Source organism: Streptomyces hebeiensis, from assembly GCF_052983195.1.
The window spans coordinates 2,351,552-2,378,245 of sequence record NZ_CM129812.1; the positions used below are offsets into that span (position 1 = coordinate 2,351,552).

At 70.2% G+C, this 26,694-nt stretch carries 26 protein-coding genes; 11 read left to right on the forward strand and 15 right to left on the reverse strand.

Annotated elements, in window-relative coordinates; genetic code table 11:
* Positions 1 to 121 precede the first annotated feature (121 nt).
* A complete protein-coding gene (locus tag ACU6P3_RS10020; protein WP_447196814.1) occupies positions 122 to 1,651 on the forward strand; it encodes an MFS transporter in 1,530 nt (509 codons plus the stop codon).
* A gap of 138 nt (positions 1,652 to 1,789) precedes the next feature.
* Here ACU6P3_RS10020 and ACU6P3_RS10025 read toward each other — a convergent pair whose 3' ends face one another.
* The 8 genes from ACU6P3_RS10025 to ACU6P3_RS10060 all read right to left on the reverse strand — a co-directional run bounded on the left by ACU6P3_RS10025 (position 1,790) and on the right by ACU6P3_RS10060 (position 11,034).
* The gene (locus tag ACU6P3_RS10025; protein ID WP_447196815.1) at positions 1,790 to 2,701 is read right to left on the reverse strand and encodes a helix-turn-helix transcriptional regulator; all 912 of its coding nucleotides are present in this window, start codon (positions 2,699 to 2,701) and stop codon (positions 1,790 to 1,792) included.
* Between the two features lie 232 nt (positions 2,702 to 2,933).
* Positions 2,934 to 3,359: a hypothetical protein gene (locus ACU6P3_RS10030; RefSeq protein ID WP_447196816.1), complete on the reverse strand. Its 426-nt coding sequence runs from the start codon at positions 3,357 to 3,359 to the stop codon at positions 2,934 to 2,936.
* A 170-nt stretch (positions 3,360 to 3,529) separates the two neighbouring features.
* A complete protein-coding gene (locus ACU6P3_RS10035; protein ID WP_344275367.1) occupies positions 3,530 to 3,781 on the reverse strand; it encodes a hypothetical protein in 252 nt (83 codons plus the stop codon).
* A gap of 27 nt (positions 3,782 to 3,808) precedes the next feature.
* Positions 3,809 to 8,683: a putative T7SS-secreted protein gene (locus ACU6P3_RS10040; RefSeq protein WP_447196817.1), complete on the reverse strand. Its 4,875-nt coding sequence runs from the start codon at positions 8,681 to 8,683 to the stop codon at positions 3,809 to 3,811.
* A gap of 3 nt (positions 8,684 to 8,686) precedes the next feature.
* A complete protein-coding gene (locus tag ACU6P3_RS10045) occupies positions 8,687 to 9,334 on the reverse strand; it encodes a hypothetical protein (protein WP_447196818.1) in 648 nt (215 codons plus the stop codon).
* Positions 9,335 to 9,373: 39 nt separating this feature from the next.
* Positions 9,374 to 9,826, reverse strand: a complete 453-nt coding sequence (locus tag ACU6P3_RS10050) for a hypothetical protein (RefSeq protein WP_447196819.1) — start codon at positions 9,824 to 9,826, stop codon at positions 9,374 to 9,376.
* A gap of 171 nt (positions 9,827 to 9,997) precedes the next feature.
* Entirely contained in the window at positions 9,998 to 10,210 is a 213-nt protein-coding gene (locus ACU6P3_RS10055; protein WP_447196820.1) for a DUF397 domain-containing protein, read from the reverse strand.
* Positions 10,207 to 11,034 (reverse strand): helix-turn-helix domain-containing protein, encoded by an 828-nt coding sequence (locus ACU6P3_RS10060; protein ID WP_447196821.1) that lies wholly within the window; start codon positions 11,032 to 11,034, stop codon positions 10,207 to 10,209. The genes ACU6P3_RS10055 and ACU6P3_RS10060 overlap by 4 nt, the downstream gene beginning before the upstream one ends.
* Before the next feature lie 125 nt (positions 11,035 to 11,159).
* Between ACU6P3_RS10060 and ACU6P3_RS10065 the strand changes: the two genes are divergently transcribed.
* Both ACU6P3_RS10065 and ACU6P3_RS10070 read left to right on the forward strand, forming a co-directional pair.
* Positions 11,160 to 11,333, forward strand: a complete 174-nt coding sequence (locus tag ACU6P3_RS10065) for a hypothetical protein (protein WP_447196822.1) — start codon at positions 11,160 to 11,162, stop codon at positions 11,331 to 11,333.
* Positions 11,330 to 11,671 (forward strand): hypothetical protein, encoded by a 342-nt coding sequence (locus ACU6P3_RS10070; RefSeq protein ID WP_447196823.1) that lies wholly within the window; start codon positions 11,330 to 11,332, stop codon positions 11,669 to 11,671. Before ACU6P3_RS10065 ends, ACU6P3_RS10070 begins: the two co-directional genes overlap by 4 nt.
* A 158-nt stretch (positions 11,672 to 11,829) precedes the next feature.
* On the opposite strand, the gene ACU6P3_RS10075 is transcribed toward ACU6P3_RS10070, so the two are convergent.
* Positions 11,830 to 12,021: a DUF1918 domain-containing protein gene (locus ACU6P3_RS10075; RefSeq protein WP_030754706.1), complete on the reverse strand. Its 192-nt coding sequence runs from the start codon at positions 12,019 to 12,021 to the stop codon at positions 11,830 to 11,832.
* A gap of 274 nt (positions 12,022 to 12,295) precedes the next feature.
* Between ACU6P3_RS10075 and ACU6P3_RS10080 the strand changes: the two genes are divergently transcribed.
* The gene (locus ACU6P3_RS10080; RefSeq protein ID WP_447197833.1) at positions 12,296 to 13,654 is read left to right on the forward strand and encodes an MFS transporter; all 1,359 of its coding nucleotides are present in this window, start codon (positions 12,296 to 12,298) and stop codon (positions 13,652 to 13,654) included.
* A gap of 170 nt (positions 13,655 to 13,824) precedes the next feature.
* On the opposite strand, the gene ACU6P3_RS10085 is transcribed toward ACU6P3_RS10080, so the two are convergent.
* Entirely contained in the window at positions 13,825 to 14,088 is a 264-nt protein-coding gene (locus ACU6P3_RS10085) for a DUF6243 family protein (protein ID WP_447196824.1), read from the reverse strand.
* A 256-nt stretch (positions 14,089 to 14,344) separates the two neighbouring features.
* Between ACU6P3_RS10085 and ACU6P3_RS10090 the strand changes: the two genes are divergently transcribed.
* Both ACU6P3_RS10090 and ACU6P3_RS10095 read left to right on the forward strand, forming a co-directional pair.
* Positions 14,345 to 15,364 (forward strand): aldo/keto reductase, encoded by a 1,020-nt coding sequence (locus ACU6P3_RS10090; protein WP_447196825.1) that lies wholly within the window; start codon positions 14,345 to 14,347, stop codon positions 15,362 to 15,364.
* 93 nt (positions 15,365 to 15,457) lie between these two features.
* Positions 15,458 to 16,042 carry a TetR/AcrR family transcriptional regulator gene (locus tag ACU6P3_RS10095; protein ID WP_352087244.1) on the forward strand — a complete coding sequence of 195 codons (585 nt, stop codon included), beginning with the start codon at positions 15,458 to 15,460 and terminating at the stop codon, positions 16,040 to 16,042.
* Positions 16,043 to 16,171: 129 nt separating this feature from the next.
* On the opposite strand, the gene ACU6P3_RS10100 is transcribed toward ACU6P3_RS10095, so the two are convergent.
* Positions 16,172 to 17,887 carry a CocE/NonD family hydrolase gene (locus ACU6P3_RS10100; RefSeq protein ID WP_447196826.1) on the reverse strand — a complete coding sequence of 572 codons (1,716 nt, stop codon included), beginning with the start codon at positions 17,885 to 17,887 and terminating at the stop codon, positions 16,172 to 16,174.
* 111 nt (positions 17,888 to 17,998) lie between these two features.
* Between ACU6P3_RS10100 and ACU6P3_RS10105 the strand changes: the two genes are divergently transcribed.
* The gene (locus tag ACU6P3_RS10105; protein WP_447196827.1) at positions 17,999 to 18,721 is read left to right on the forward strand and encodes a TetR/AcrR family transcriptional regulator C-terminal domain-containing protein; all 723 of its coding nucleotides are present in this window, start codon (positions 17,999 to 18,001) and stop codon (positions 18,719 to 18,721) included.
* Between the two features lie 113 nt (positions 18,722 to 18,834).
* On the opposite strand, the gene ACU6P3_RS10110 is transcribed toward ACU6P3_RS10105, so the two are convergent.
* Entirely contained in the window at positions 18,835 to 20,217 is a 1,383-nt protein-coding gene (locus ACU6P3_RS10110; RefSeq protein WP_030754687.1) for a glycine--tRNA ligase, read from the reverse strand.
* Between the two features lie 144 nt (positions 20,218 to 20,361).
* Between ACU6P3_RS10110 and ACU6P3_RS10115 the strand changes: the two genes are divergently transcribed.
* The 4 genes from ACU6P3_RS10115 (at position 20,362) to ACU6P3_RS10130 (ending at position 23,919) form a co-directional block, all read left to right on the forward strand.
* Positions 20,362 to 21,384, forward strand: coding sequence for a metal ABC transporter substrate-binding protein (locus tag ACU6P3_RS10115; RefSeq protein WP_447196828.1), 1,023 nt, complete (start codon positions 20,362 to 20,364; stop codon positions 21,382 to 21,384).
* Positions 21,385 to 21,416: 32 nt separating this feature from the next.
* Positions 21,417 to 22,376: a metal ABC transporter ATP-binding protein gene (locus ACU6P3_RS10120; RefSeq protein WP_447196829.1), complete on the forward strand. Its 960-nt coding sequence runs from the start codon at positions 21,417 to 21,419 to the stop codon at positions 22,374 to 22,376.
* Between the two features lie 3 nt (positions 22,377 to 22,379).
* Complete coding sequence (locus ACU6P3_RS10125) at positions 22,380 to 23,300, forward strand: metal ABC transporter permease (RefSeq protein WP_447196830.1); 921 nt, start codon at positions 22,380 to 22,382, stop codon at positions 23,298 to 23,300.
* Between the two features lie 169 nt (positions 23,301 to 23,469).
* Positions 23,470 to 23,919, forward strand: coding sequence for a Fur family transcriptional regulator (locus ACU6P3_RS10130; RefSeq protein ID WP_447196831.1), 450 nt, complete (start codon positions 23,470 to 23,472; stop codon positions 23,917 to 23,919).
* A gap of 174 nt (positions 23,920 to 24,093) precedes the next feature.
* On the opposite strand, the gene ACU6P3_RS10135 is transcribed toward ACU6P3_RS10130, so the two are convergent.
* From ACU6P3_RS10135 to ACU6P3_RS10145, 3 genes are all read right to left on the reverse strand, one after another.
* Positions 24,094 to 24,930: an isoprenyl transferase gene (locus ACU6P3_RS10135; protein WP_447196832.1), complete on the reverse strand. Its 837-nt coding sequence runs from the start codon at positions 24,928 to 24,930 to the stop codon at positions 24,094 to 24,096.
* A complete protein-coding gene (gene recO, locus ACU6P3_RS10140; RefSeq protein WP_447196833.1) occupies positions 24,860 to 25,720 on the reverse strand; it encodes a DNA repair protein RecO in 861 nt (286 codons plus the stop codon). Before recO ends, ACU6P3_RS10135 begins: the two co-directional genes overlap by 71 nt.
* Positions 25,721 to 25,939: 219 nt before the next feature.
* Entirely contained in the window at positions 25,940 to 26,644 is a 705-nt protein-coding gene (locus ACU6P3_RS10145) for a TerB family tellurite resistance protein (RefSeq protein ID WP_447196834.1), read from the reverse strand.
* Positions 26,645 to 26,694: the final 50 nt, after the last annotated feature.

The following is a 26,694-nucleotide window of genomic DNA, read 5'->3' on the forward strand; positions in this document are numbered from 1 at the left end:
CGCGTGCTGGGTGACCGACGCGGGAGCGGCGGACAGCGCCGGGGCGGACGGGGCGAGTGGAGCGGTCATCCGCCCATTGTCGCGCATACCCCTACTCATTAGTTAACCGTACTATCGATACATGCCCGAGCTCAGCCACCGACGGAAGCTGCTGGTGCTGGCGATCTGCTGCATGTCGCTGCTGATCGTCAGTCTGGACAACACCGTCCTCAATGTCGCCCTGCCCTCGATGCGGGAGGAGCTGAACGCCTCCGTCTCCGGACTCCAGTGGACGATCGACGCGTACACGCTCGTCCTGGCGTCCCTGCTCATGCTCGCGGGCTCCACGGCCGACCGGATCGGCCGCCGCAAGGTGTTCATGGCCGGTCTGGTCGTCTTCACCCTCGGCTCGCTCCTCTGCTCCATCGCGCCGAACCTGGAAGCGCTGGTCGCCTTCCGGATGGTGCAGGCCGTCGGCGGTTCGATGCTCAATCCCGTCGCGATGTCAATCATCACCAACACCTTCACCGCCCCGCGCGAGCGGGCTCGCGCGATCGGCGTCTGGGGCGCCGTCGTCGGTATCTCCATGGCGGCGGGGCCGCTGATCGGCGGGCTGCTGGTGGACTCCGTGGGCTGGCGGTCGATCTTCTGGCTCAACCTCCCGGTCGGGCTCGCCGCGCTCCTGCTGACCTGGCGCTACGTGCCCGAGTCCCGTGCCCCCGAGCCCCGCCGGCCGGACCCGGTGGGCCAGTTGCTGATCATCGGTGTACTCGGCGCGCTCACCTACGCGATCATCGAGGCGCCCGCAGCCGGGGTGACCTCACCGCTCATCCTCACCTTCGCCGCCGTCGCCGCGCTCTGCCTCGTCGGCCTGCTGCTGTACGAGCCGAGGCGCGCCCAGCCGCTGATCGACCTGCGGTTCTTCCACAGCGCGCCGTTCAGTGGGGCGACCGTGATAGCGGTCTGCGCCTTCGCGGCCCTCGGCGGGTTCCTCTTCCTGAACACCCTCTACCTCCAGGAGGTACGGGGCCTGTCCGCGCTCCACGCCGGGCTCTACATGCTGCCGATGGCGGCCCTGACCTTCGTCTGCGCCCCGCTGTCGGGGCGCCTGGTCGGCAGCCGGGGCCCACGGCTCTCCCTGCTCATCCCGGGTACGGCGATGACACTGAGCGGCGTGCTGTTCGCGGCGTTCGACGCGGCGGCGACGACCTCGCTGATGTTCACCGGCTATGTCGCCTTCGGTCTGGGCTTCGGCATGGTGAACGCGCCCATCACCAACACCGCCGTCTCCGGCATGCCCCGCTCCCAGGCGGGCGTCGCGGCGGCCGTCGCCTCCACCAGCCGCCAGATCGGCCAGACGCTGGGCGTGGCGGTGATCGGCGCGGTGCTGGCGGGCGGCATCGCCTCGGCGGCGGGTCCGTCGGCAGGGGCGCGACCGGGTGCGGGAGCGGCCTCCGCCGGGTACGCCGCCGAGTTCCTGGACGCGAGTCGCCCGGCCTGGTGGATCATCACGGGCTGCGGTGCGTGCGTCCTGCTGCTCGGGGCGCTGACGAGCGGCGCCTGGGCCCGGGGCACAGCGCTGCGCACGGCGGCCCGGCTGGAACCGGCGGCTGGGGCGGCACGGGGCCGACAGGGCGCGGACACCACACCGCAAAAGCCGGTCAGCCCCTGACGCACCCGGCCCGCCCCCGTACACACAAAGTGAGTCCCGGGCGCAGCTGGCCGCCCCGGACACACTGACTCTGGCAGGCACCTGGCCAGACCCGCTGCGGGTCCGAGGACCCCCGGAGCGCCGCCCAGCTCGCGCCGCCTACCTGGCGGCCACCACCGCCGACAGTTCCTCGCGCTCCAGCACAAGGGCCTGCAACCGCTCGAGCCGGAGCCGGGACTCGTCGTCCACCGGGATGTAGCTGACCAGCCGGGGCCCGGAGGACGGCCCGGGCCAGAGGTTCGTGTGCTCCAGGGTGAGCGTGCCGACCTCGGCGTTGACGAACCGCTTGGTCCGGTCCCCGACCGGAGCGACGACCTCGTGCTGCTCCCAGATCGCGCAGAACTCGGGCGAGGCCGACCGCAGCCGGCCGAGCATCGTCTTCCAGGCCGGCTCGGCGAGGTGCTCGACCATGGCGGCCCGGAACTTGGCGGCCATGATCCGGGCCGTCTCCTGCCGATTGGCGCCGAGCGACCTGCCCCACTCCTCGTTGGTGAAGGCGAGCCACATGCAGTTGCGGTCCTCGGGCGGCAGGGCGTCGAGGTCGCACATGAGCCGCCCGTAGGTTCGGTTGTACGCGAGGATGTCGTAGCGGGAGTTCTGCACGCAGGCCGGGAACGGCTCCAGCCGCTCCAGCATCAGCCGCAGCGAGGGCGTGATCGTCGGGCACGGCGTCCCCGGCGCGGGATCGACGGCCCCGGCCAGCGCGAACAGGTGCGCCCGCTCACTGGTGTCGAGTTGCAGAGCCCGCGCGAGCGCGTCCAGCACCTGCGCGGAGACCTGAATGGGACGCGCCTGCTCCAGCCACGTGTACCAGGTCACGCCGACGGCCGAGAGCTGCGCCACCTCTTCCCGCCGCAACCCGGGCGTCCGCCGCCGCGGCCCCCGGTCCAGCCCCACCTGCTCAGGCATGATCCGCTCCCGCCGACTCCGCAGGAACGCGGCCAGCTCATGCCGCCGGATGTCACCGTCCTGCCCGGCCGTCGGCGGGCGGGACGCGGTCGTGGTACTCATACCCCCAGCCTGCCGGACGCCCGAGGCTATTTCCAGGTAGTACGACTACCAGGATCGACCCGCCTTACTACCAGGCTGACCCACCGACACTTGAGCCGGCCTATGAGCCCGAACCGCCGCCCACTCTCTGGCGCCAACGGTAAAGACTGCCGAACCTCTCACGAGAACAACAGAGCTCGACTCGGAGTGACGTGCAAGACCATTTCTAGAGACATCACCCCGGGCACAATGTTCAGGAAAAGTCGAACTGACGCAGCCCTGCTTCCAACTCCTCGCCAGTGTAGCCAGTTCGGTAAAAGAGCTCCCGTTCTCCGTATGAGGTATACGCCAGCTCACTCATGGCCTGCCACGCTCTTCCCAGATGCAGCGAAGTACGCACATCCAACGTCTCACCGGAAGCACTTCGCTCGATGAGAGGGGGCGTCACCTTAGACATCTCGAGGTCGCTTGAGAAGCGAGCGGCCGTCACGCCACCACTTCGCAGATACTCCTTCATATCACGCAGCGCATCCCATGTGATGGAGATGTCGTCGGCACAGCAGTGAATGCTCGAAAGAGTTTCCTCCCGGAGCTCCATGGCCTGATACATCAACTGCACAACAGCACGAACTCCTCCAGAGGCGAGAGTCGCCGCCCTGCTTTCGCGTGACACTTTCATGCCCCATCACCTCGAGGCATGAAAACGGCCCCCTCATTTCCGTCCTTGATCACCACCGCCTCTTACCTCTGCGCCAGTACCCGACATGCCCGCTCCCGAGGTCGTACCGCACATCAAAATTTGCCACATACCCTTCGATCGCTCCACGCGCATTTTCGAATCGAAGACAATCATTTAACTTCCCTGGTATCACATTCTAGCCACTCAACCTCCCACTGAGACTCGGAGAAGAATCCTTTCAGTGACTCGTAATCCTCCACCCAGTAATCCCCGCAACCGCGCAAAAATCCTTGATCATGCGCCATCAAGACAAGGAAGCTCGGCGGATCGTCAGGCAGTTCTTGAACCTTTACATACTTCCCGACATCATCCCCCGCCAAGATCTTACCGACTCTACCGAACTCAATCACCAGCAGCTCCAATTAACAGCGAAAAACCTTCCGTACCGGTCATTCGACCAAGGGGACATGATTGTTGACCGACGCCTTTTTCGCTCCCGGCTCGAAGATCTCGAAGTGCACATGCGGTATATCAGGCCAGTGGTTTCCTTGCAAAGAGTCAGGATCCATTCGGAACTGCCGTAGGCCATCCGCACTACGGAAAACCCCCCGGTTCTGGCCCAACTCCCGGTAACCTTCACCCAGGAATCTTTCGGCCGCATCGAGAGCTTCGTCAGCCGTCATCGGGTGATCGCTCACGATGCTTCCCTCGCCCATGCGGTCTCGCGTCTCAGTAACCGCTGAATGCTCTTCCGGACACCCATCCAGGGGCGCGAGTCCGAGTGGGTCGATCCACCTATGTGGGTTGTGGACGTACGTGGTCGGGTTGGGGGCCGGTTCGAGGCCCAGGGGGTCCGGGGTGGTGTAGCGGGCCGTCTCGGGGTCGTAGTAGCGGTGGTAGTTGTAGTGGAGCCCCGTCTCCGGGTCGAAGTACTGACCCGGGAAGCGCAGCGGGGTGTACGCCGTGCTGGTTCTGGCCCAGGTCGTCGTGCCCCAGAGCGTGGTGCGGGTGTGCCACGCGATGTCGCCCGACTCGTCGATGAGTTCCGTCGGGGTGCCGACCAGGTCCGTGGCGATGGCGAAGAACCGCGCGTCGATCTCGCGCTGCGTGGCCTCGTCAGTGAGGCGTTCGGTCTGGGCGAGCGGGGTCAGGCCCTGGTGGTCCCAGGTCAGCGTGACCGGGTGCGGGAGTTGCCCCGCGTCCGTGGTGGTCTGCTCCGCCAGGACCGTGCCGTCCCACGTGAACGTCGTACGTTCCGCCACGGTGACGCCGTCGGCGGCCAGGCGTTCCTTCGCCGTGCGACGGCCCAGCGGGTCGTAGCGGTAGCGCCAGCGCGTGCCGTCGGGGGTGGTGACGGTGGTGAGCTGGTTGTCGGCGTTGTACGTGTAGCGCCAGGTGTCCGGCTTCTTCGACAGGCGGGTCTTGGTGCGCAGCACCAGACGGCCCGCCGCGTCGTGCTCGTAGCGGTTGGCGCCCGCCCGCCGCACGCGCGTGCCCGTATAGGCGCGCTCCCCCGTCGCGTCGCCCCCGGCGTAGCGGGAGGGCCAGGTTGCGGTCGTCTGGTTGCCGGCCTCGTCGTAGGCGTACGTCTCGCTCCAGTCGGCGGCCGTGACCTCCGTGACCCGGCCGACGGGATCGAGGGCGAAGCGCTGGGCGCCGCGCAGTGAGTCGTCGAGAGCTGTGAGGTAGCCGTCGACACGGTAGGTGTAGGCGCGAGTATTGAGGGTGCGGGCGCCGGTCGACAGTCGCTGAGTGGCCAGTCGTCCCGCATCGTCCCAGGTCGAGGACAGGGTCAGGATGTCACCGAACGCACGTTCCAGCTCCCGGCCGGCCACATCACGCGTGAACTCGATGCGGTGGCCGCCGGTGGTCAGGTGGGTGTGCCTGCCGGCCGCGTCATATCCATAGGTGGTGACCCGGCCGGTCGGGGTGACGCGGCGGGTGCGGCGGCCCAGTTCGTCGTATGCGTAGGTTGTCGCGCGGCCGTCGGCGAGCTCGGTCTTTACACGGCCTCGACGGTCGTACTGGTAGACCAGCTCGCTGTCCGGACCGGTCGCCCGCAGCAGGCGGCCCGCCGGATCGTAGGCGTACGTGGTCACCTCACCCGCCGCGTCCTTGCGGATCATCTGGCCGAGCGGGTCGTACTCGTACGCGACGGTCTCGCCGAGCGGTGTCGTACGGGCTGCCAGCCGCCCCGCCGGATCGAGGGTGTAGGTGAGGGTGCGGCCGTCGAAGTCTGTCTCGGATATGAGCCTGCCGGCCGGGTCATAGGTGTACGACCAGGTCAGCCCCTGCGGGTTGGTCACCTGGGTCAGCCGCAGCTCGGCGTCGTGTGAGAACTCGTAGCGTGCGCCGTCCGGGTCGGTACGGGCGGCCATGAGATCGAAGTGGGTGTACTCGAAACGGGAGACCTGGCCGACGGCATCGGTGTGGCTGGTGCAGTTGCCCTCGCCGTCGTACGTCCATGACTCGGTCGCCCCGTCCGGGGCGGTGCGGCGCGCCAGTTCGCCGTCGGCCGTCCACTCCAGGTGGGTGACGGCACCCAGCGGGTCGGTGAGCCGCACCGGGCGGCCGAACACGTCCCGCTCGTAACGGGTGGTGCCCCCGAGCGGATCGGTGATCTCCAGCGGCAGCCCGGCCGGGTCGCAGCGCACGGTGCTGACGGCGCCCAGCGCATCGGTCACCGAAACGAGGCGGCCACGCGTGTCGTACGCGTAATGCGTGGCCTGGCCGGCCGGGTCGGTGACGGACGTACGGTTGCCGCGCTCGTCGAACTCCTGCCGCCAACGTGCGCCGTCCGGACCGATGAACTCCGTCGTCATGCCCAACGCATTGCGTCTCGTGCGGAGTTGACTGCCGTCCGGGCGGGTGACAGCGGTGACCCGCCCAGCCTTGTCATAGGTGAAAGCGGTCGTGTGACCGAGCGCGTCGGTCCGCGTCAGCACGTTGCCGCGACGGTCATAGGCGAAGCGCGTGGTGTGGCCCAGCGCGTCGGTCGTGGCCAGAACCCGGCAGCCGTCGCCGATCAGATGGCGCGTGGTATGGCCGTCCGCGGTGGTCAGCGTGGTGGTGCGATGGCCGGTGGCCGGGTCGGGCTCGCTGTAGGTGAGGGTGACCTGGAAGTGGCCGGCCTCGCCGCCCTCGGCGATGACCCGGTGCAGGTCGTCGTAGACGTAGTCGTAGCGGCGCTGGTTGGAGTCGACCCAGGCCGTCACCCGACGACGGTCGTCGTACTCGAAGGTCAGGGCGGAGCCGGACGCTTTGGTGACGGTGGTGAGGTTGCCGCCGGTGTAGCCGTACGACACGAGAGGCCGGACCGTGCGGCTGCCGTCGCCGGGATCGGCGTGGTCCGGAGCCGTGTCGGTGCCGGGTGCGAGGGAATCGTCTGTCCCGCCCCCGTCCGGCCGACCCGTGTCCGGCCGACTCTCGTGCGCACGGTTGCGGTCCACGCGATGTCCGACCCCACGACTGCCGCGCGCGTCGTCGCCCGGAAGGCCGCCGCTCGTGCCGCTCGCGTCCGTACGGCTGTCCCCTGTCCCGGCCGGCGCCGAGGCCGACCCCAGCGCCAGTCCGGTGACCCGCCCTTCGGCCACCGTCAGCACCAGGCGATAGCCCGCCGAGTGGACCAGCGCCAGCGGGGTGCCGTCAGCGGCCCGGTCGACGCTGATCGTGTGACCGTTGCGGTCGCTGATCTGGACCAGCCACGCGTCCCCGTCGCCGCCGGGTTCCGCCCCGGGCGGCGCCGTGAAGTACCGCACCAGCCCGGTGTCCGGGTCGGTGACGGTGTAGTCACCTGCCTCGTCACGGGCCAGCGTGCGACGGACCGTACCGGTCTCCGGGAGCGTGTACAGCCCCGGAACCGGGTGCGGATACGCCAGCAACCGCCCGTCATCGGTGACGTGAATGACCCCGTTCGCGTCGATCTCCAGGCGCTCGTCCACCGTCGAGGACCAGGACGGGCCGAAGAATCGGCCGACCGCGTAGCCGGACTCGACGCGCCGGGTGAAGACCAGCGGCAGCCCGCCGGGCAACACCACGTCGGTCTGCGGCAGGAACATCCGTCCCGAGGCCAGGTCCACCGGGTCGGTGCCCCCGGTTTCGCGTCGCCCGTTCGGAGGGTCGTGCGCCCCTTGCGGGGCGTCATCGAGCGCACGGCGGGCTCGCTGCGCGTCGGAGGCCAGGTCCGCCGCGTCCGCCGCCAGTCGGGTCGCCTTCACGCCGGCGCCCGCGCCACCGGTGGCAACCGTCAGCGCCAGATCGGGGATGAGCCGGCCGACGCCCTCCGACGGGTCCCTCATGAAGTCGCTGACCATCTGCCTGCCCGCGCCCCACGGGTCGTTGGCCACCGTCAACAACCCGGTCGCCGTGCTGTTCAGGGAGGTTACGTACTCCGCCGGGTGCGTGAGGTTGTACGGGTCGGTCGGGTTGACGCTCCGTACGAACGTGAGCATGCCCGCCGTACCCCTGAGGATGCCTCCCTGGACATGGTCGACCATGACGGGGATTTCCTCGAAGCCGTCCAGAGCCTGCTCGCTGTACGACGGTTTGGGCGGGGCCGTGTCCCGCGCCGCCGTCACCGCCGCGCGCGCCGTCTCGGCGGCCGAGTTCCGCTGCCGCCGGGCCTCGGCCAGGATGTCCTGCGCCTCCTCCATGCGCGCCGTGCCCGGATCGCTGAACTCGCCCGGCTTCTGGGGCCGGCAGGACGGCTCACGCTCGTCGGCCGGCAGGGCGTTGTACCGGTCGGCGGCCTGGTTGTACGAGTCGACCCGGTCGTTGTACGCGTCCCGCGCCTCCTCCGACGCCCGCGTACCCGCCTTCCACTTGTCGATCGCGGTCTGCGCCTCGCCCTGCGCCCACTCCACGGTGTCCGCGAAGGATTCCAGCGCGGCCGCCGCGTCCTCGCACGCGTCCGCCGCCTTGAACCACTTCGGCGGCTCGATCGACACCGTCTCCCGGAACGCGTCCGCCCCCTCGCCCTTGAGGGAATCCGACTCCAGCCCTCGGAGACCCTCGCCGACCTGGTTGAACGCCTCCTGGAAATCGCGAAGGTGAGAAGCGGTCGAGCGAATCTTCGACGGACTGCCATAGATCAGCTTGGTCTTGTCCTCGGTCTGCCCGAGATCCAGTTCGTCGACCTCGGCGCCCATCCGGTTCGCCAGCGAACCGGACTGCTCGCGCACCCAGTCCGCGCCGGACTGCCAGCCCACGTCGTCCAGCCGGTCGGCGGTCCACCGTCCGGCGTCCTCCACACGGTTCCCGGCCCACTCGACGCCGTCGTCGACCACGTCCTCGACGACGTCCGGGACAAAGTCGCGCCAACCCATCGCTCAGTTCCCCCCGGATTCCGGCTGCTGTGGCTGCTGGGCCCGCTCCTCGGGAGACGGCCCGTACACGTCGTCCACCGCCCGGTCGAAGGCCTCCTGATCGACCCCGAACACCTCGTTCAGAATCCGCGACTGCTGTCCGCCACGGCCTTCGGTGAGCATCGTCCGCCCGGTGTCCCGCCAGGCCTGGGTGATGTCTTCGCCGGCCTGCTCGAACGACTCCGCGCTGTAGTCCGGGTCCCACGCGTCGGGCGTGAACACCTCCCCCCAGCTCTGCTGGGCGATCTCCTCCTCGGAGGCGTGCGGATTGCCGATGAGCGCGTTGACGCCGACCTTGAAGGTGTTCTGGCGGTACTGGTCCTCCTCCCAGACCAGTCCCGCCGCCAGCCCGAGGGTCGAGGCGATGGTGTTGGCGTCCTGTATCAGCGCCCGTACGCCCCACTCCCAGCGCTCGCAGTAGTCCTCGAAGTCCGTTGCCAGTCCGTGGTGTCCGGCCTCCATGCCGGTCATCGCCAGCTCCGAGAAACCTTTGCCCAGGACCGATCCGGAGCCGGTGCCGATGTCCCGCAGCTCGGCCACCGCGCCCCGCAGGCCCTCGGTGATGCGCCGGACGCTCTCCTCATCGACCCGCAGGTCCTCCGCGTCGCCCATCAGTTACGCCTCCCCCCGCTGCCCGATGGTCTGTCCGGGCTACCCGGTCCGCCTGGCCCTGTGCGACGACGACCGCTCGACGCCGGCCTCACCGGCATCGACCGCCACCGCGTCCGGCACGATGCCCACCGTCGGCGGAAACATCATCGACCCGTCCGGATCGGCCACGTTGATGGCCACACCGGCCGGCACGCCCATCGCCGGAATGATCTCGTCCAATAGCCGCGCCCCGCGCAGCTCGGCGTACTCCCACTCGCGGCCGGTGGTCCGTCCGTCCCCGTCGTCCCGCGCCCGCGCGAATCGCGCCAGCGCGTCCTCGTCCGTGAACCCGCAGATCCAGCGAACCCCGCCGAACCGCGCGGTCCACAACCCTCCGTCGTCCACGGGCACCAGAACAAGCGCCCGCCGCAACTCCCCGATCAGGGCGCGCGGGTCCCCCGTCCCGGCCCGCCGCTCGGCGATCTGCTCCGCCAGCGCCTCCCCCGTGCTCATCTCGGCCTCCTAAGCCTCGACGATGAACCCCGTACCCTCCAGCACTGCAAGAACAAACGTCTCAGCCCTGCCGGTCAGTTCCCGGCCTTGGAAGTTGACCACCTCAAACGCGGCTGCCTCAACGGCATTTCGAGGGAAGCGGAGCAGCACGGGCCCGCTCAGGTGGGTCTACTACGCGGTGAAGTCCCCCCGGCGGACGGCTTGTACGAACGAGGCGAAGACGGAGGGGCGGAAGGTGAGGTGGGAACGCTCGGGGGTCTTGGAATCCCGGACGGGTACGACACCGGCGATACCGTCGGCGACTTCGACGCATTCCCCACCGTTGCTCTGGCTGTACGTGGAACTCCGCCAGTTCCCGTCCGGAACACGCCTGGGCTCGCTCATGAGTAGCAGTCCTTCACGATGGAGTCGATCATGCCCGCCGACTCGTCCGGTGGCGCGGCCATGGCCTTGAGCAGATCATAGGCATCGTTCGCCATCGCCACATCGCCAGTCTCCGCCAGGAGATAGCCCCGTGGGAAGCCGTCGACGTGGACCACGTCGTCTCCTTCGTCGAAGGACAGCAGACCGAACGGGCTCGCCACCATGTGGTTGAACCGATTGGTCGGCATGATCTGCACGACATGCGGAGGATTCTCAGCCAGCTGCTTAAGACGGGAGAGCTGGCTTGCCATCACCTCCTCGCTGCCCACCACATTGCGGAGGACGAACTCGTTGAGGATCAGCCACAGTCGTGGCGGCTGCTCCCGCTCCAGGATTCGCTGACGCTCTATGCGCGCCGTAACCAGGTCATCGAGATTGGCTGGCCGGCCGGCGCGCAGCACGGAACGGGCGTACCCCTCCGTCTGCACAATGCCCGGCAGCAGCAACGGGTGGAACATGCGCAACCGCGTCGCGCTCCACTCCAGCTCGACGTACGGCCGGAACCACGGCGGAAACGCGTACCGCAGGGCCAGCGGCCACAGGCGCGCGAAGCGCCCGTTGGCGTACGGGAACGTACGGTCGCACGTCTCGGCGAAGTCCAGCGACGGCACGCGGTCACCCGCCTCGATCTTCGCGACCAGTGAGTACCCGCAGCACGCCTCCTTGCCCAACTCGGCGCGCGACATACCCAGCCGTTCGCGCTCCAGTCGCACCTCCGCACCGAAGTGGGCGAGAGGCGACACGGCCGGATCGGCCGGCTCCATGGTCTCGTTTTCGACGGCCACACGAACTCCCGAACGGTCCTTGGACAGTCACCGACGTCCAGGTCAGCTGTCTGTTGCACGCGCCCGCGGAGGCCGAAGCTGAGAACACGGAAAGCGAGCGCGAGATCACGGAAGGTACATCTCCCATGCGTGAACAGGCCACCGATACGCGGACACATGACCCGGAAGAGGTGACGGCGACGATCCAGGCCGGACACTTCTGGCGGCTCGTGCCCGAGTGGGCGCCCCGGGATTTCGGGGAGCCGACGCGGGAGTTGGCGCTGCGTGTGGAGCGCGGGCTCAGGGCGTGGGCCTCATGACGCGGGACGGCGCCGCGGACAACGGCGCGGCGCGCGACAACACGGCGGAGAGCACCACCGCTCGCGCCGGCGGCAGGGCCGGGAGTTCGGCCAGGCAACGGCTGTCGTTACTGATCGCCGCGTTCGGGGTGGACGGCGCTCTCGTCGTACCGAAGGACGATCCCGGCGCCGAGGGCGCGGACCTCGCGCCAGGTGCGGCGCTCAGGTGGCCCAAGTGCCGCTGTGGCAACGCCGTGTGCCCCGACGCCGAGCCGCCGCCCACGGCCCGGACCCCCGCCGAAGAGCTGAGCGCCGTGGTCGCGGAACGGAACAGACGCAGCAGGCGCGGCGGCCTCTGACCACCGCGCCCCGCCGGTCACTCACAGACACAGACGGCCGGGCCCGCCGCTCTCGCCCCGACGGAGCGCGAACGCGGCGGACCCGGCCCCGCCGTACAGCCCGGACGCCGGACGGCCGCACCCGGCCTTCCGGCGCAACCCCCGCTTCACTTCTTCGACTACTTCTTCGACCGGTGATCCACGGCCGTGTCGGGGCCCGGCGACATGATCGACTCATGGCCGTCCTCGGAGCGCACTCGGAAGGGAGGCGTACCGTCGGGTCCCAGCACCTCCACCACCTCGACAACGCGGTCGTGGACCCCCACGACCCTGCCGTGCACCACCAGGTGATCACCCTTCTTCGCCTTCATCGCGCACTCCCTCCAGTCCGTCACCAATAGTGATCGAGAGTGTACGGAACGACACATGCAAGGCTACCGAAACGGACAAGTGTCGCTCACCCCATTGCCAGGTACCGCAAATACCAGGATAAAGAGACTCTGGTACCAGGGTGCGTGGTGCGCCATCGTCGATGAGGTGAGTAGAACATCCGCGCCTCTTGCACAGACATCCGCCGAACCGACCACCGTCGGCGCGACGCCTGCCGTCCATGACCACAAGGGGGTCGCGCTCGGCGCACTCGGGCTGTTCACCGTGTTGCTCGGGGCGGCACTCCCGCTGATCGACTTCTTCATCGTCAATGTCGCCCTGCCGACGATCGACCGCGACCTGGCCGCCGGCCCGGCGCTGCTGGAACTGGTCGTCGCCGGGTACGGGCTCTCGTACGCCGTACTCCTGGTGCTCGGCGGGCGGCTGGGGGACACGTTCGGTCGTCGGCGACTGTTCATGACCGGAATGGCCGCCTTCGGGGTCACCTCGCTCGCCTGCGGGCTCGCGCCGGACGCCTGGTCCCTGGTGGGCGCGCGAGTCGCGCAGGGCGCCTCGGCCGCGCTGATGCTGCCGCAGGTACTCGCCACGATCCAGGCCGGGACCAGCGGCCCGCGCCGCGCCAGGGCCCTGAGCCTGTACGGCGCGACGGCCGGGCTCTCGATGGTCGCGGGCCAGATCCTGGGCGGTGTCCTGGTCGCGGCCGACATCGCGGGCAGCGGCTGGCGAGCGATCTTCCTGGTGAACGTGCCGGTCGCGCTGCTGGGGCTGGTCCTGTCCGTACGTTCGGTGCCCGAGACCCGGTCCCCGGACCCCGCTCCCGTCGACATCCCCGGCACGCTGCTGCTGGGAGTCGCGCTGGTGACCCTGCTGGCCCCGCTCACCGAGGGCCGGGCCGCCGGGTGGCCGGTGTGGACCTGGATCGCGCTGGCCGCCTTCCCCGTCGCCGCGTACGCGTTCCTCCAGGTGGAACGGCGAGCCGACCGGGCGGGGAAGACCCCGCTCATACCCCCGAGCCTGTTCGCCCTGCCGTCACTGCGCCGCGGGCTCGCGATCGTCCTGCCGTTCTCGATCGGCTTCGGCGGCTTCATGTTCGTGATCGCGGTCGCGCTCCAGCAGGGGCTGGGCATGGGCGCCGTGGCGGCGGGAGTCGCCCTCGTGCCGATGGCCCTGGCGTTCTTCGCCGCCTCGCTGGCCGGTCCCCGGCTGGTGCGCCGTTACGGGAGCCTCGTCGTGACCACCGGCTCGGTCCTCCAGGCGGTCGGCGTCGCCCTGCTGGCCTTCACCGCGTGGCACGACTGGCCCTCGGTCGGGACGCTCGACCTGCTGCCGGCGGTCGCGCTGGCGGGGCTCGGGCAGGGGCTCCAACTCCCCGTGCTCGTCCGGATCGTGCTCTCCGACGTTCCGGCGGAGCGGGCCGGTGTGGGCAGTGGGGTGATGGTGACGACCCAGCAGTCCGCGCTCGCGCTGGGAGTCGCGACCCTCGGGTCCCTCTTCCTGGCCCTGGAGCCTTCGATGGGCATGCGGGACGCGCTGGCCGTCACGCTCCTGGCCCAGTTGGGCACGGTGGTCCTGACGGGACTGCTCAGTCTGCGACTGCACCGTTCGATCGCCTGAGACGAAACGACGCGGGGCGGGAACGAGGGGCGCGGAATCGAGCGCACACGGCGGGGCCCGGATCACTCGGTGATCCGGGCCCCGCCCTCTGTCTCCGCGTCAGCGACCGCACGTCGGCTTCCGTCGCCTTCCGGCGGCTTCCGCCGATGGTCGCGTCAGTCGTCAGTCACTCAGTTCTGCGAGCTTGGATCTTCCTGTGCGTCCTGACCGGCGGCCTGTGCGTCCGGACCGTCCTGGACGCTCTGGCCGTCCTGGCCCGTACCGTCGCTGCGCCCGGCAGCGCGCTCGCGCATCTTGCGCAGGAGCTCCTGCTTCTGGTCGGCGGCGGCCTTGCGGTCGGCGTTGCGGGCGCGTCCCGCACCCTGCTGGTCGGCGCGGGACAGCTTCTTGCGCTGTCCGCCCACGCCAAGGAGGTTGTTGCGGCCCTTTGCCACGGGGTTCTCCCGATGCGATGAGAAGTGATCTGCGGATTCTTCGACGAGGGGCGGACAGTGGCCGCCGCACTCTCACTCGTAGATCTGAACCTGGAAGAACATGCCGCGACGCTATCACCGCGCGGGGCGGGGCCAACACAGGTTTTTCGGCCTGACCAACAAGTATGCGATGACAGATATTGAAATCTGTCATCGCATCGTGTCATGCTTGTCGCAGGAGCTCCCGACCCACTGGTTCGTTCGGAGGTACAGACTCATGGCCACCACCCCCGCCCTCCCCACACGCGCGCTCGGCAGCGGTCCGCGGGTCTCCGCGCTGGGCCTCGGCTGCATGGGCATGTCCGCTCTGTACGGGGACGCCGACCGCGCCGAATCCATCGCCACCATCCACGCCGCCCTCGACGCGGGTATCACGCTGCTCGACACAGGCGACTTCTACGGCATGGGGCACAACGAGCTGTTGATCAACGAGGCGTTGAGCACCGCTCCCGCCGGAGCGCGCGACCGGGCCGTCCTCAGCGTGAAGTTCGGCGCGCTGCGCGACCCGGACAACGGCTGGGGCGGCTATGACGGCCGCCCGGCGGCGGTGAAGAACTTCGCCGCGTACTCCCTGGGCCGCCTCGGCGCGGACCACATCGACATCTACCGGATCGCCCGCGTCGACCCGGACGTGCCGATCGAGGAGACGGTGGGCGCGATAGCCGAGCTGGTCCAGGCCGGGTACGTCCGCCATGTCGGCCTCTCCGAGGTGGGGGCCGCGACCATCCGCCGGGCGGCCTCCGTCGCCCCGATCTCCGACCTCCAGATCGAGTACGGGCTCCTATCGCGCGGCATCGAGGCGGAGATCCTTCCGACGGTCCGCGAGCTGGGCATCGGCGTCACCGCGTACGGCGTGCTCTCGCGCGGGCTGATCAGCGGGCACTTCGCCGCCGACCGGGAACTGGCACCCGGCGACTTCCGCGCGATGAGCCCCCGCTTCCAGGGTGACAACCTCCGGCACAACCTGGCGCTGGTGGAATCGCTGCGCAAGATCGCCGAACAGAAAGGCGCCTCCGTCGCACAGACAGCCATCGCCTGGGTGCTGTCCCGCGGTGCGGACATCGTGCCCCTGATCGGTGCCCGCCGGCGGGACCGGCTGGCCGAGGCCCTCGGCGCGCTCGAGGTCACGCTCGACGCGGACGACCTCGCCGCCATCGAGCGTGCCGTGCCTGCGGGTTCGGCGGCCGGTGACCGCTATCCGGCCACGCAGATGAAGCACCTGGACAGCGAGCGCTGAGAGGGCCCGCCCGCCGCCCGCCCGGTCCGGGCTGACAGGTAGTGTCATCTGTTCCGCCCGTCGCCACGAGCCACGAAAGGTCGGACCAGGCAGATGAGCACCGAGAATCTGACCAGCGAGCGCATCCTCGAAGCCACCGAGGAAGTGCTGCGCCGGTACGGCCCGGCGAAGGCCACGGTCGTCGACGTGGCACGGCTGCTCGGCGTCAGCCATGGCAGCGTGTACCGGCACTTCCGTACGAAGGCGGCGCTGCGGGAGGCGGTCACCGCCCGGTGGCTGCGGCGCACGGAGGTGGCGTTGGCGGAGCTCACCGACGGCTCGCCCGCGCCGGGACCGGAGAAGCTGCGCGCGTGGCTGCTGGCCCTGTTCGACTCCAAGCGGCACAAGGCGGGCGACGACCCCGAGCTGTTCGCCACGTTCTCCGTGCTCATCGACGAGAGCAGCGGGGTGGTCGAGGACCATCTCGCCGAGCTGACAGGACAGCTCACCCGGATCATCGACGCGGGGGTGCGGGCGGGCGAGTTCTCGGCGGAGGACCCGGCGGAGGCGGCCGCGGCGGTCTTCGCCGCGACCGACCGGTTCCATGACCCCGCCCATGCCCCGGAGTGGCGAAGGCCCACGGTCGAGGCCGAGTTCACCGCCGTGGCCGACCTGCTGCTCCGGGGGCTTCGCCCCTGAGCCCGGGGCATGGAACCGTCCCCCTGAGCCCGGGGCACGGCCCCGCGCCGCCCCCGAGGCCGCCACCGGCCCGCCGCCGCCCCGCCGCCACCGACGCGCAGACGGCAGGCCGGCCGCGCGTCCCGCCGCCTACGCGTCGTGGACCGAGGCGTCCTGTGCGTCCGTGGCCGTGGCGCCTCGGGGAAGCAGCAACGCCGAGTCCGCGTGGAGGGTGATGTGCACCGGCGTGAACTCGGTGGCATCGGCCCGCGGTTCCGCCGTGCCGGGGTGACGGGCGTAGCGCGGGTGGGCCCCCGCGCTGATCTGCCAGCGCACCCGGTGGCCGACGGAAAAACGGTACGCGGTGGAGCTCATCGCCACGGTGACCTCGGACGGTTCCCGCTCGCCCGTCCGCAGGGGGGCCAGCCCGTCGCAGACGTTGGTGGAACGGCCTCGCCGGTCCACATCGCACAGGCGGGTGAAGACGTCGGCGTACCCGGTGTCCGTGGCGACGCGCAGCCGGGCGGAAACCGGTCCGACGACGTCCAAGGGCTCGGTCAGTGGTGGGCCGGTGAAGGTCAGGACGTCGTCGCGCAGTTCCAGTGAGCCGTTGTCGCGGGGCCCGGCGCCACGTGAGAGCAGCGGGCCTCCGACGGAGGGAGTGGGCGCGGCCGGATCGTAACGGAAGGTGGCCAGAGGCGCGGAGTCCGTGGGTGCCTGCTGGGTGAGATGCCCGCCGGGGGCGGGAAACCAGGGCTCGGTGGCCGGGGACTGCGGCCAGTCGCCGAGGTTCCGCCAGGCGTCCTCACCGCCGACGTGCACGCGCGCCCGGGTGGCGCGCAGGCCGGAGGGGTCGGCGCACAGGTGCCCGCGCAGCCAGCCGAGGCTCTCGGCGAACACCTCTGGCCATCCCTGTTGGAGGGCGGAGGTGTGCGTCCAGGGGCCGACGAGCAGGGCGGCCTCGCACCCCGCCCGCCGCAGTCGGGCGTAACTCTCGAAGGTCTGGTCGATCAGCGCGTCGTGCCAACCGGTGATCAGGCTGGTGGGCACACTCAGCCGTTCGGCGGCCGCTCCCAGGGACGCGCCGTCCCAGTATGGGTCGTCGGCGTCCGGGTGCGTCATCACGTCGTCCAGCCAGGGCACTTCCTCGCGGAGGGCGGACAGGTGCGTACCACGCAGCGGCCGGGCGGTGGTGATGGCGCGCAGCCGGCGCTGGAGGCGCAGCGTCGCCCTGGCCATGGACGCCATCCCCCGGTGCTGATGGGTCATGCCGATGCCGACGAGGAGGGCGTTCTCCAGGTGGAGCGCACCGTCCGTGTGGAACAGGGCGTAGGGGTCGTGCAGGCCGACCTGCACCACCATGGCCTTCAGCTCCGGCGGCGGGTCCAAGGCGAGCGCCCACTGCACGTAACCCAGGTAACTGGGGCCGACCGTGCCCAGTGCCCCGTTGAACCAGGGCCGCTCGCGCAGCCAGGCCACCGCGGCGCGGCCGTCGTCGGCCTCGTTGTGCCACAGGTGGAACCGCCCACCGGAGCCGCCGGTGCCACGGCAGCTCTGCAGGACCACGTGGAAGCCCTGTTCGGCGAAGAGCATGCCGTACATGGGGGACCACGGCAGACCCCGGCCGTAGGGGGAGCGCACGAGAAGGGTGGGGAAGTCGCCCTCCGCGCGCGGGAAGTAGTGATCCGTGATCAACGGACTGCCGTCGGCCGCCGGAACCACCAGTCCGGGTTCCCACCCGATGTCGTACCGGGCGGCCGGGAGGCCGCGCCAGGTCGCTCTCATCATCCGTGCGGACAGAGGCGGCTTTCCGGCGGGCGGCGTCCACGTGGTCCTCGGTACGGGGCCGTGCGGGAGCGATGACATGTGGTGTCCCCCTATTCTCGTACTGCGTACGAGAATAATAGACGCGGCGTCGGCAGATGCTTGGATGGGTGCCGTCAGGAGCCACAGCGGCCGAGCGGGAGGGCGGAGATCGTGACCAGTGGCGGTGGCGGTGGATCCGGTGTCACGAGCGTCGACCCCCAGGAACTCTGGCTACGGCCTGCCGGGCCCCGCAGAGGGCGCAAACCCGCGTTCAGCCGCGAAGCCATCACGGCGGCGGCGGTCGCCCTGGCGGACGCGGAAGGACTTGACGCGGTCACCATGCGGCGGGTCGCCTCACAGGTCGGCGCCGGTGTCATGTCGCTCTACAGCTACGCCCCCGACAAGGAGACGTTGCTGGAGCTGATGGTCGACCACGTCAGCGGCGAACCCCCGCCGCCGGCGCCCCTCACCGGTGACTGGCGCACCGACCTCAAGGCGATCGCCTGCCTTCAGCGCGCCCTCATGCTCCGGCATCCCTGGCTGCCGGCCGCCCTGGCCACCCGGCGGACGTCGGGCCCCAACACCCTGGCCTTCCTGGAACGCGCGCTGGCCGCGTTGCGGCCCACCGGCCTGGACGGTGCGGCGAAGCTCGAAGTCTTCGCCCAGCTCACCGGATTCGTGGCCGGGCACGTCGCCCACGAGATCGCACAGGCCACGGCCGCGCGATCACCCGACCGGGTCGCGGCCGAGGCACGTTACCTGGCCGCCGTCGCCGCGGACGGCCAGCACCCGGAACTCGCGGAAGCCCTCTCCGCTCCCGGTCGCCCGCTCGACCCGGAGGCCACCTTCACCCGGTTCCTCAACCGCTTGATCGACGGCCTCGACACCGGCTGATCGACGGCCCCGGCACCGCGAGGCCCCGGCGCGAGGCCCCGACAACGGCTCGGAGGCCCCCGGTCACTGATGACCGGGGGCCTCCGAGGTGCGCGCCCTGTTCCAGCGGCGGATCAGCAGCCGAGCAGACGCCCGCCCAGGTAGCTCTGGATCTGGTCCAGCGAGACGCGCTCCTGCTTCATCGTGTCGCGCTCGCGCACCGTCACCGCGTTGTCGTCGAGCGTGTCGAAGTCGACGGTGACGCAGAACGGCGTGCCGATCTCGTCCTGGCGGCGGTAGCGGCGGCCGATGGCGCCCGCGTCGTCGAACTCGATGTTCCAGTTGCGCCGCAGGTCGGCCGCGAGGCCCTTGGCCTTGGGCGAGAGCTGCGGGTTACGGGACAACGGCAGCACCGCGACCTTGACCGGCGCCAGGCGCGGGTCGAGCCGGAGCACGGTGCGCTTCTCCATGACGCCCTTGGCGTTGGGGGCCTCGTCCTCGTTGTACGCGTCGAGCAGGAAGGCGAGCATCGCCCGGCCGACACCGGCCGCCGGCTCGATGACGTACGGGGTCCAGCGCTCGCCCGCCTCCTGGTCGAAGTACGACAGGTCGTGGCCGGACGCCTTGGCGTGCGCGGAGAGGTCGTAGTCGGTGCGGTTGGCGACACCCTCCAGCTCGCCCCACTCGCTGCCGCCGAACCGGAAGCGGTACTCGATGTCGGCGGTCCGCTTCGAGTAGTGGGAGAGCTTCTCCTGCGGGTGCTCGTACCAGCGCATGTTCTCCTCACGGAGACCCAGGTCGCGGTACCAGTTCCAGCGCTGCTCCATCCAGTATTCCTGCCACTGCTCGTCCTCGCCCGGCTTGACGAAGAACTCCATCTCCATCTGCTCGAACTCGCGGGTGCGGAAGATGAAGTTGCCGGGCGTGATCTCGTTCCGGAACGACTTGCCCATCTGGGCGATACCGAACGGCGGCTTCTTCCGCGAGGTCTGCTGCACCTGCGCGAAGTTGGTGAAGATGCCCTGCGCGGTCTCGGGCCGCAGGTAGGCGACGGAGCCGGAGTCCTGCGTCGGGCCGAGGTGCGTGGCGAGCAGGCCGGAGAACTGCTTGGGCTCGGTGAACGTTCCCTTGTTGCCGCAGTTGGGGCAGTTGAGGTCGCTCAGGCCGTTCGCGGGCGCCTTGCCGTGCTTCTCCTCGTACGCCTCCTCCAGGTGGTCCGCGCGGAACCGCTTGTGACAGGAGGTGCACTCGGTGAGCGGGTCGGTGAAGGTCGCGACATGGCCGGACGCCTCCCAGACCTCGGTGGCCAGGATCACCGACGAGTCGAGACCGACGACATCCTCGCGCGAGGTGACCATGTAACGCCACCACTGGCGCTTGAGGTTCTCCTTCAGCTCGACTCCGAGCGGCCCGTAGTCCCAGGCGGCGCGCTGACCACCGTAGATCTCACTGCACGGGTAGACGAAGCCACGGCGCTTGCTCAGGTTGACGATGCTGTCGATCTTGTCGGCGGCCACGGTGCTCTCTTCATTACGACGACGAGGAAAGGCGAATGATTCAGGTTACCGGCGGCCGCACCCCCTGGATCAAATCGGTGCGGGGGAAGAGCGGTCACCGACCTTTGTTGACAACCGTTTCCAACTTTGTTGAAAATGACTGTCATGAACGCACACCGCCTTATACCCACCGCCGCCCTCGCCGGAGCCGTCTCGCTCGGACTGGTCGCACTCTCCGCCTGCGCCGCCACCGACGACTCCGGCAGGGGCGGCGGGAAGGTCGCGGTGACCGCGTCTTTCTACCCCATGCAGTTCCTGGCGGAGTCGATCGGCGGCGAACACGTCTCCGTCACCACCCTGACCAAGCCGGGCGTCGAGCCGCACGACCTGGAGCTCAAGCCGCGCCAGACCGCACAGCTCGGCGAGGCGGACGTCATCTTCTATCTACGGGGCGTCCAGCCCGCCGTGGACAAGGCCATCGCCCAGTCGGGCGTGGAGAACGTCGTCGACGCGGCCTCCCTCACCTCGCTGGAGAAGCACGGCACCGAGACCGGCGGCCACACGCACGGTGACGAGGACGGGGCCGGACACGGCGACGAGCACGCCGATGCGCACGGCGACGAGCACGGCCACGACGAGCACGGCGGGGAAGCGGACGCACTCGACGGCGCCGACCCGCACGTCTGGCTCGACCCGGTGAAGTACGCCGAGGTCGCCCAGGGCGTCGGCGCCGCCCTGGAGAAGGCAGACCCCGACCACGCCGCCGCGTACAAGAAGAACACCGAGACCCTGGTCGAGAAGCTCGGCGGGCTGGACACCGCGTTCAAGCAGGGCCTCGCCGGCACCGGCACCAAGACCTTCATCACCACTCACGCGGCCTTCGGCTACCTCGCCGAGCGCTACGGGCTGAAGCAGGAGGCCATCGCCGGGATCGACCCCGAATCGGAGCCCAGCCCGGCCCGGGTCAAGGAACTGGAGACCGTCGCGCGGCGCGACAAGGTCAACACCGTATTCTTCGAGACGCTCGCCAGCGACAAGACCGCCAAGACTCTTGCCGGGGACTCCGGACTCACCACCGACGTCCTGGATCCGCTGGAGGGAATCACCGACAAGACCAAGGGCCGTGACTACTTCGAGGTCATGCACTCCAACCTCGACGCGCTGAAGAAGGCACTCGGTGCGAAATGAACCGGCCGGCAGCAGTATCGGAGGTGCCTGAGATGGCGATTTCGGCGGAGAGCGCGCAACGGGCGGCCGCGCGACAGGACGCGACCACCAGGCCCGCGACCGGGACCGGAGCCGGCAACGGGACAGAGGCCGGGGCCGGGGCCGAGACCCGGGGCGGGGCCGACGCGGCGTCCGGCGACGGCGCCGCCGAGCGGACCCGTGCGCACGACGCCGGGGACCCCGGGAAAACCGCCGCCGCCCCCGTCATCGCCGTACGGGGCGCCACCGCCACCCTCGGCTCCCGCCCCGTGCTGCGCGGCATCGACTTCCACGTCCGGTCCGGCGAGGTCGTCGCCCTGCTCGGCGCCAACGGTTCCGGGAAGTCCACCGCCGTACGGTCCGTGATCGGGCAGATACCTCTCGCGGCCGGAGAGATATCGCTGTTCTCGACCCCGCTGCGCCGCTTCCGCGACTGGTCGCGCGTCGGTTACGTGCCGCAGCGCACCACCGCCGAGAGCGGCGTCCCCGCGACCGTCCGCGAGGTCGTCTCCGCCGGGCGGCTGTCCCGCACGCGGCTCGGGTGGCCCACCAAGGCCGACCGCGCCGCCGTCGGGCGGGCCATCGAGCTGGTCGGGCTCGCCGACCGCGCCAAGGACTCCGTGAGCGCGCTCTCCGGCGGCCAGCACCAGCGGGTGCTGATCGCCCGGGCGCTGGCCGCCGAACCCGAACTGCTGATCATGGACGAGCCGATGGCGGGCGTGGACCTGGCCAGCCAGGAGATCCTCGCGGCGACCCTGCGCGAACAGGTCGCGGCCGGCACGACCGTACTGCTCGTCCTGCACGAACTCGGCCCCCTGGAGCCGCTGATCGACCGCGCGGTGGTACTGCGCGACGGCTGTGTCACCCACGACGGCCCACCACCCCGGGCCGTCGGGCAGCACGCCCTCCCCGGCCATGACCACGTCCACCCGCACGCGGCCGGCGAGCCGCTCCGCACAGGACTGCTGACCTGACCCATGGAAATCCTCCAGACCGCCTTCATGCAGCGCGCGCTCCTCGCGGCCGTGCTGGTCGGCATCACCGCGCCCGCCGTCGGCATCTATCTCGTACAGCGCCGTCAGGCCCTGATGGGCGACGGCATCGGCCATGTCGCGATGACGGGTGTAGGCCTGGGCTTCCTGCTCTCCGCCAGCCCCGTGTGGATGGCCACGCTGGTCTCGGTCGCCGGCGCGATCACGATGGAGCTGATCAGGGCGTACGGGCGCACCCGCGGCGACATCGCGCTGGCCATGCTCTTCTACGGCGGGATGGCGGGCGGTGTGCTGCTGATCAACCTCGCGCCGAACGGCTCCAACGCCAATCTCAGCTCGTACCTCTTCGGCTCGCTGTCGACGGTCTCGCCCGCGGACGTCACGGCGATCTCCCTGCTCGCCGCGTTCGTGGTGCTCGTGACGGTCGGGCTGCGGCGGCAGTTGTTCGCGGTCAGCCAGGACGAGGAGTTCGCCCGGGTCACCGGGCTGCCGGTGCGGGCGCTGAACCTGCTGATCGCCGTCACAGCCGCGGTGACGGTCACGGTCGCGATGCGCGTGGTCGGGCTGTTGCTGGTGAGCGCGCTGATGGTGGTGCCGGTGGCGGCGGCGCAGCAGGTCAGCCGCTCCTTCGTGGTGACCTTCGTGCTCGCCGTGGTCATCGGTACGGCGGTGACCCTGGCCGGGACGGTCACCTCGTACTACCAGGACGTGCCGCCCGGCGCGACGATCGTGCTGCTGGCGATCGCCGTGTTCGTGGTGCTGACCGTGCTCGCCGCGCCGCTGGCCCGTCGCCGGGCCCGTACGGCGCGGGACACGGAGGCCGAACTCGACACGGAGGCCGAACTCCCCGGGGAACGGGAACCGGCCACCACGACTGCCACGACCGGCACCGGCGCCACAACCTGAGGCACGGGGACTACGGTGGCCGATGGGGCGCGCGGGGCGGGCGCCCCCGGAGGCGTACCCCCCGCGCGCCGGTCCGGCGACGATGTCACCGTGCGAGGTCGAGCTGGCAGAATGGCCCGTTGAAAGCGGGCAACGCCCGACGGACTCGGGCAGAGGCAAGGAGGCACCTGTGACGACTGCGCCCAGCGGTGGATCAAGCGCGGCCCCCGTGCGCGGCCGATCGACACGCCAGCGAGCCGCCGTGGCGGCGGCGCTCGACGAGGTCGAGGAGTTCCGCAGCGCGCAGGAGCTTCATGACATGCTCAAGCACCGCGGCGACTCGGTGGGCCTGACCACGGTCTACCGCACGCTCCAGTCACTGGCCGACGCCGGCGAGGTCGACGTGCTGCGGACGAACGACGGCGAGTCGGTGTACCGGCGCTGCTCGACCGGCGATCACCACCACCACCTGGTGTGCCGGGTCTGCGGCAAGGCCGTGGAGGTCGAGGGGCCCGCGGTCGAGCAGTGGGCCGAGACCGTCGCCGCACAGCACGGGTACGTCAGCGTGGCGCACACGGTCGAGATCTTCGGCACGTGCGCGGAGTGCGCGGAGGCGACGGCGACGTCCGGCAGGAACTGACGCCGAGCGCGCCCGCCCGGCCCGCGCGCCGGTCCACGCGCCGACCCGCCGGCCCGGTCCACGCGCCCGGTGTGTGGCTCGTACACGACGCTCGGGAGAACCGGTGGGGCCCGTGATCAGACGCGATCACGGGCCCCACCGGTTTCCTCGGTCGTCGCTCCGCCGTAAGCGGCTCTACGCGCCGGCGCTGCCCGCGGCCGCCCCGGTCTGCTGGTTGGGCAGGGCCCCGCCGAAGCGCCGGTCCCGGGAGGCGTACTCCAGGCACGCCCGCCACAGGTCCCGCCGGTCGAAGTCCGGCCACAGGACGTCCTGGAAGACCATCTCCGCGTAACTGCTCTGCCAGATGAGGTAGTTGGACGTGCGCTGCTCACCGCTCGGACGCAGGAACAGGTCCACGTCCGGCATGTCCGGGTAGTACAGGTACTTCGCGAACGTCTTCTCGTTGACCTTCGCCGGGTCCAGCCGGCCCGCCGCCACATCGGCGGCGAGGGCCCGCGCCGCGTCCGCGATCTCCGCGCGCCCACCGTAGTTGACGCAGAAGTAGAGCGTCATGGCGTCGTTGTCCTTGGTCTGCTCCTGCGCGACCTGGAGCTCCTGGACCACCGACTTCCACATCTTGGGCATCCGGCCGACCCAGCGGATCCGGATCCCCAGCTCGTCCATCTCGTCGCGGCGGCGCCGGATGACATCGCGGTTGAAGTTCATCAGGAAGCGCACCTCGTCCGGGGTGCGCTTCCAGTTCTCGGTGGAGAAGGCGTACAGCGACAGGTTCTTGACGCCCATCTCCAGACAGCCCTTGAGCACGTCGAGGACCACGCCCTCGCCCACTTTGTGTCCCTCGGTGCGGGGAAGGCCGCGCTCCTTGGCCCAACGGCCGTTCCCGTCCATGACGCAGGCCACGTGCTTGGGGATCAGCTCGCCGGGGATCTTCGGCGGCGTCTCACCGGAGGGGTGCGGCTCCGGCGTCCGGTACTCGCGGGTGGAGCGTCCCAGGATTCCGCGTCGTGCCATGCGCTCTTGTCTCCTCGTTCTTCTCTGCGTGTCCGGGCGAGTCGTTCTTCTCTACGTACCTGAGCGAGCGCAGGCCGCGCTCCAGATGCCAGTGCAGATAGGCGGACACCAGCCCGCTGCCCTCCCGGACGTGCCGCGCCTCGCACGCGTCCGCGGTCTCCCAGTCGCCGGTCAGCAGCGCGCTCAGCAGCCCGACGGCCTCCCCGGAGGGTACGACGCTGCCGGGCACCCGGCAGTCGACGCAAGTGACCCCGCCCGCCGAGACGGAGAAGAACCGGTTCGGGCCGGGCAGCCCGCACCTGGCACAGTCCTCGAAGCTCGGCGCGTAACCGTTGACGGCGAGGGAGCGCAGCAGGAACGCGTCCAGGATCAGATGGGGGGCGTGCTCTCCGCGGGCGAGCGTGCGCAGGCCGCCGACGAGGAGCAGGTACTGCTGGACGGCCGGCTCGCCCTCGTGGTCGGTGAAGCGCTCGGCGGTCTCCAGCATGGCGGTGCCCGCGGTGTAGCGGGCGTAGTCGGTGACGATTCCGCCACCGTACGGAGTGATGGTCTCGCTCTGGGTGCACAGCGGCAGCCCGCGTCCGACGAGTTCGCTGCCGCGCGCGAAGAACTGCACGTCGACATGCGAGAACGGCTCCAGCCGCGCGCCGAACTTGGACTTCGTACGCCGTACCCCGCGGGCGACGGCGCGGACCCTGCCATGGCCACGGGTCAGAAGCGTGATGATGCGGTCGGCCTCACCGAGCTTCTGGGTGCGCAGCACTATGCCGTCGTCCCGGAACAGACTCATAGGGGCCATTGTCCCGCACGGGCGGGGCTGGTCCTTCCCGCCGTCCTCCCGCGGTGCCGCGCCGCTCCCGTCCGGCCCCTGGCGGCCCTCCCCCGGTCCTCCCGCGCCGCCGCAGGACGTTTCCCCGTGTCCCCGCACGGCGCGCCTCCCCGCGCCGCCGCAGGACGTTTCCCCGTGTCCCCGCACGGCGCGCCTCCCCGCGCCGGACAGCCGCTGCCCTCAGGGCAGCGTCGCCGAAGCCGCCAGCAGCAGTCTCGCCGTGTCGTCCGAGCAGAGCTGGAGCTCGCCGCCGACGATGCTCAGCACCTCGCGCTCCGCCGGGCTGTACGACCCGTCGGCCAGCGCGATCCGCGCGCCCTGCAACAGGATCGACTCGCGGCCGGTGAGCGCCAGGTGCGGGGCCAGCGGCTCCAGCGCCTCGTGCAGCTCGATGGCGAGCGCCGCGCCGCACGGGCCCGGGTCCATGACGAACCGGCCGGTGTCCGCGGCGAGCGCGGCGACCAGGTCGGTGAGCCGCTCCTCCGTGCAGTCCTCGGCCCCGGCCGAGCGCACGATGCCGACGGCGGTCTCCCGGACCGTACGGGAAGTGGTGCCGCCTGCGGCGAGGACGGCGAGCGCGACCGTGTGCACGGCGTCGCGCAGCATCGCGGAGAACCGGACCGTGGTGGGGTGGTCGAGCACATCCGTGCCGAAGCGGCCGCGGCAGGCGGCGCATTCGACGACCGGCCCGGTGGCCCCCCGGGAGAGCAGCGGGATGCCGAGCACGGTGAAGCGGCGAAGGCCCGTCCGGCGGCGGTAGTTGCGGTCGCCCCCGCAGCCGGGGCAGAAGAACTCGCCGTCACCGACCGTGCTCCAGGACGTACGAATGCCGCAGAAGCGCACACGTCGGACGCTTGGACGCTTGGGCCCCTGAGCTGGCAGCACGTGGCGCACCTCCGTAACGCTCCGGCAACATTGCCGCATTGACGTGATGT

What these genes read in the sequence shown, in the direction of transcription:
- ACU6P3_RS10055 (WP_447196820.1), bottom strand. Translation starts at nt 10,210, where the DNA reads ATGAGCGAGCCCAGGCGTGTTCCGGACGGGAACTGGCGGAGTTCCACG.
- recO (WP_447196833.1), bottom strand. Translation starts at nt 25,720, where the DNA reads ATGAGTCTGTTCCGGGACGACGGCATAGTGCTGCGCACCCAGAAGCTC.
- ACU6P3_RS10115 (WP_447196828.1), top strand. Translation starts at nt 20,362, where the DNA reads ATGAACGCACACCGCCTTATACCCACCGCCGCCCTCGCCGGAGCCGTC.
- ACU6P3_RS10120 (WP_447196829.1), top strand. Translation starts at nt 21,417, where the DNA reads ATGGCGATTTCGGCGGAGAGCGCGCAACGGGCGGCCGCGCGACAGGAC.
- ACU6P3_RS10100 (WP_447196826.1), bottom strand. Translation starts at nt 17,887, where the DNA reads ATGTCATCGCTCCCGCACGGCCCCGTACCGAGGACCACGTGGACGCCG.
- ACU6P3_RS10125 (WP_447196830.1), top strand. Translation starts at nt 22,380, where the DNA reads ATGGAAATCCTCCAGACCGCCTTCATGCAGCGCGCGCTCCTCGCGGCC.
- ACU6P3_RS10050 (WP_447196819.1), bottom strand. Translation starts at nt 9,826, where the DNA reads ATGAGCACGGGGGAGGCGCTGGCGGAGCAGATCGCCGAGCGGCGGGCC.
- ACU6P3_RS10070 (WP_447196823.1), top strand. Translation starts at nt 11,330, where the DNA reads ATGACGCGGGACGGCGCCGCGGACAACGGCGCGGCGCGCGACAACACG.
- ACU6P3_RS10030 (WP_447196816.1), bottom strand. Translation starts at nt 3,359, where the DNA reads ATGAAAGTGTCACGCGAAAGCAGGGCGGCGACTCTCGCCTCTGGAGGA.
- ACU6P3_RS10040 (WP_447196817.1), bottom strand. Translation starts at nt 8,683, where the DNA reads ATGGGTTGGCGCGACTTTGTCCCGGACGTCGTCGAGGACGTGGTCGAC.
- ACU6P3_RS10090 (WP_447196825.1), top strand. Translation starts at nt 14,345, where the DNA reads ATGGCCACCACCCCCGCCCTCCCCACACGCGCGCTCGGCAGCGGTCCG.
- ACU6P3_RS10135 (WP_447196832.1), bottom strand. Translation starts at nt 24,930, where the DNA reads ATGGCACGACGCGGAATCCTGGGACGCTCCACCCGCGAGTACCGGACG.
- ACU6P3_RS10025 (WP_447196815.1), bottom strand. Translation starts at nt 2,701, where the DNA reads ATGAGTACCACGACCGCGTCCCGCCCGCCGACGGCCGGGCAGGACGGT.
- ACU6P3_RS10075 (WP_030754706.1), bottom strand. Translation starts at nt 12,021, where the DNA reads ATGAAGGCGAAGAAGGGTGATCACCTGGTGGTGCACGGCAGGGTCGTG.
- ACU6P3_RS10020 (WP_447196814.1), top strand. Translation starts at nt 122, where the DNA reads ATGCCCGAGCTCAGCCACCGACGGAAGCTGCTGGTGCTGGCGATCTGC.
- ACU6P3_RS10045 (WP_447196818.1), bottom strand. Translation starts at nt 9,334, where the DNA reads ATGGGCGACGCGGAGGACCTGCGGGTCGATGAGGAGAGCGTCCGGCGC.
- ACU6P3_RS10095 (WP_352087244.1), top strand. Translation starts at nt 15,458, where the DNA reads ATGAGCACCGAGAATCTGACCAGCGAGCGCATCCTCGAAGCCACCGAG.
- ACU6P3_RS10065 (WP_447196822.1), top strand. Translation starts at nt 11,160, where the DNA reads ATGCGTGAACAGGCCACCGATACGCGGACACATGACCCGGAAGAGGTG.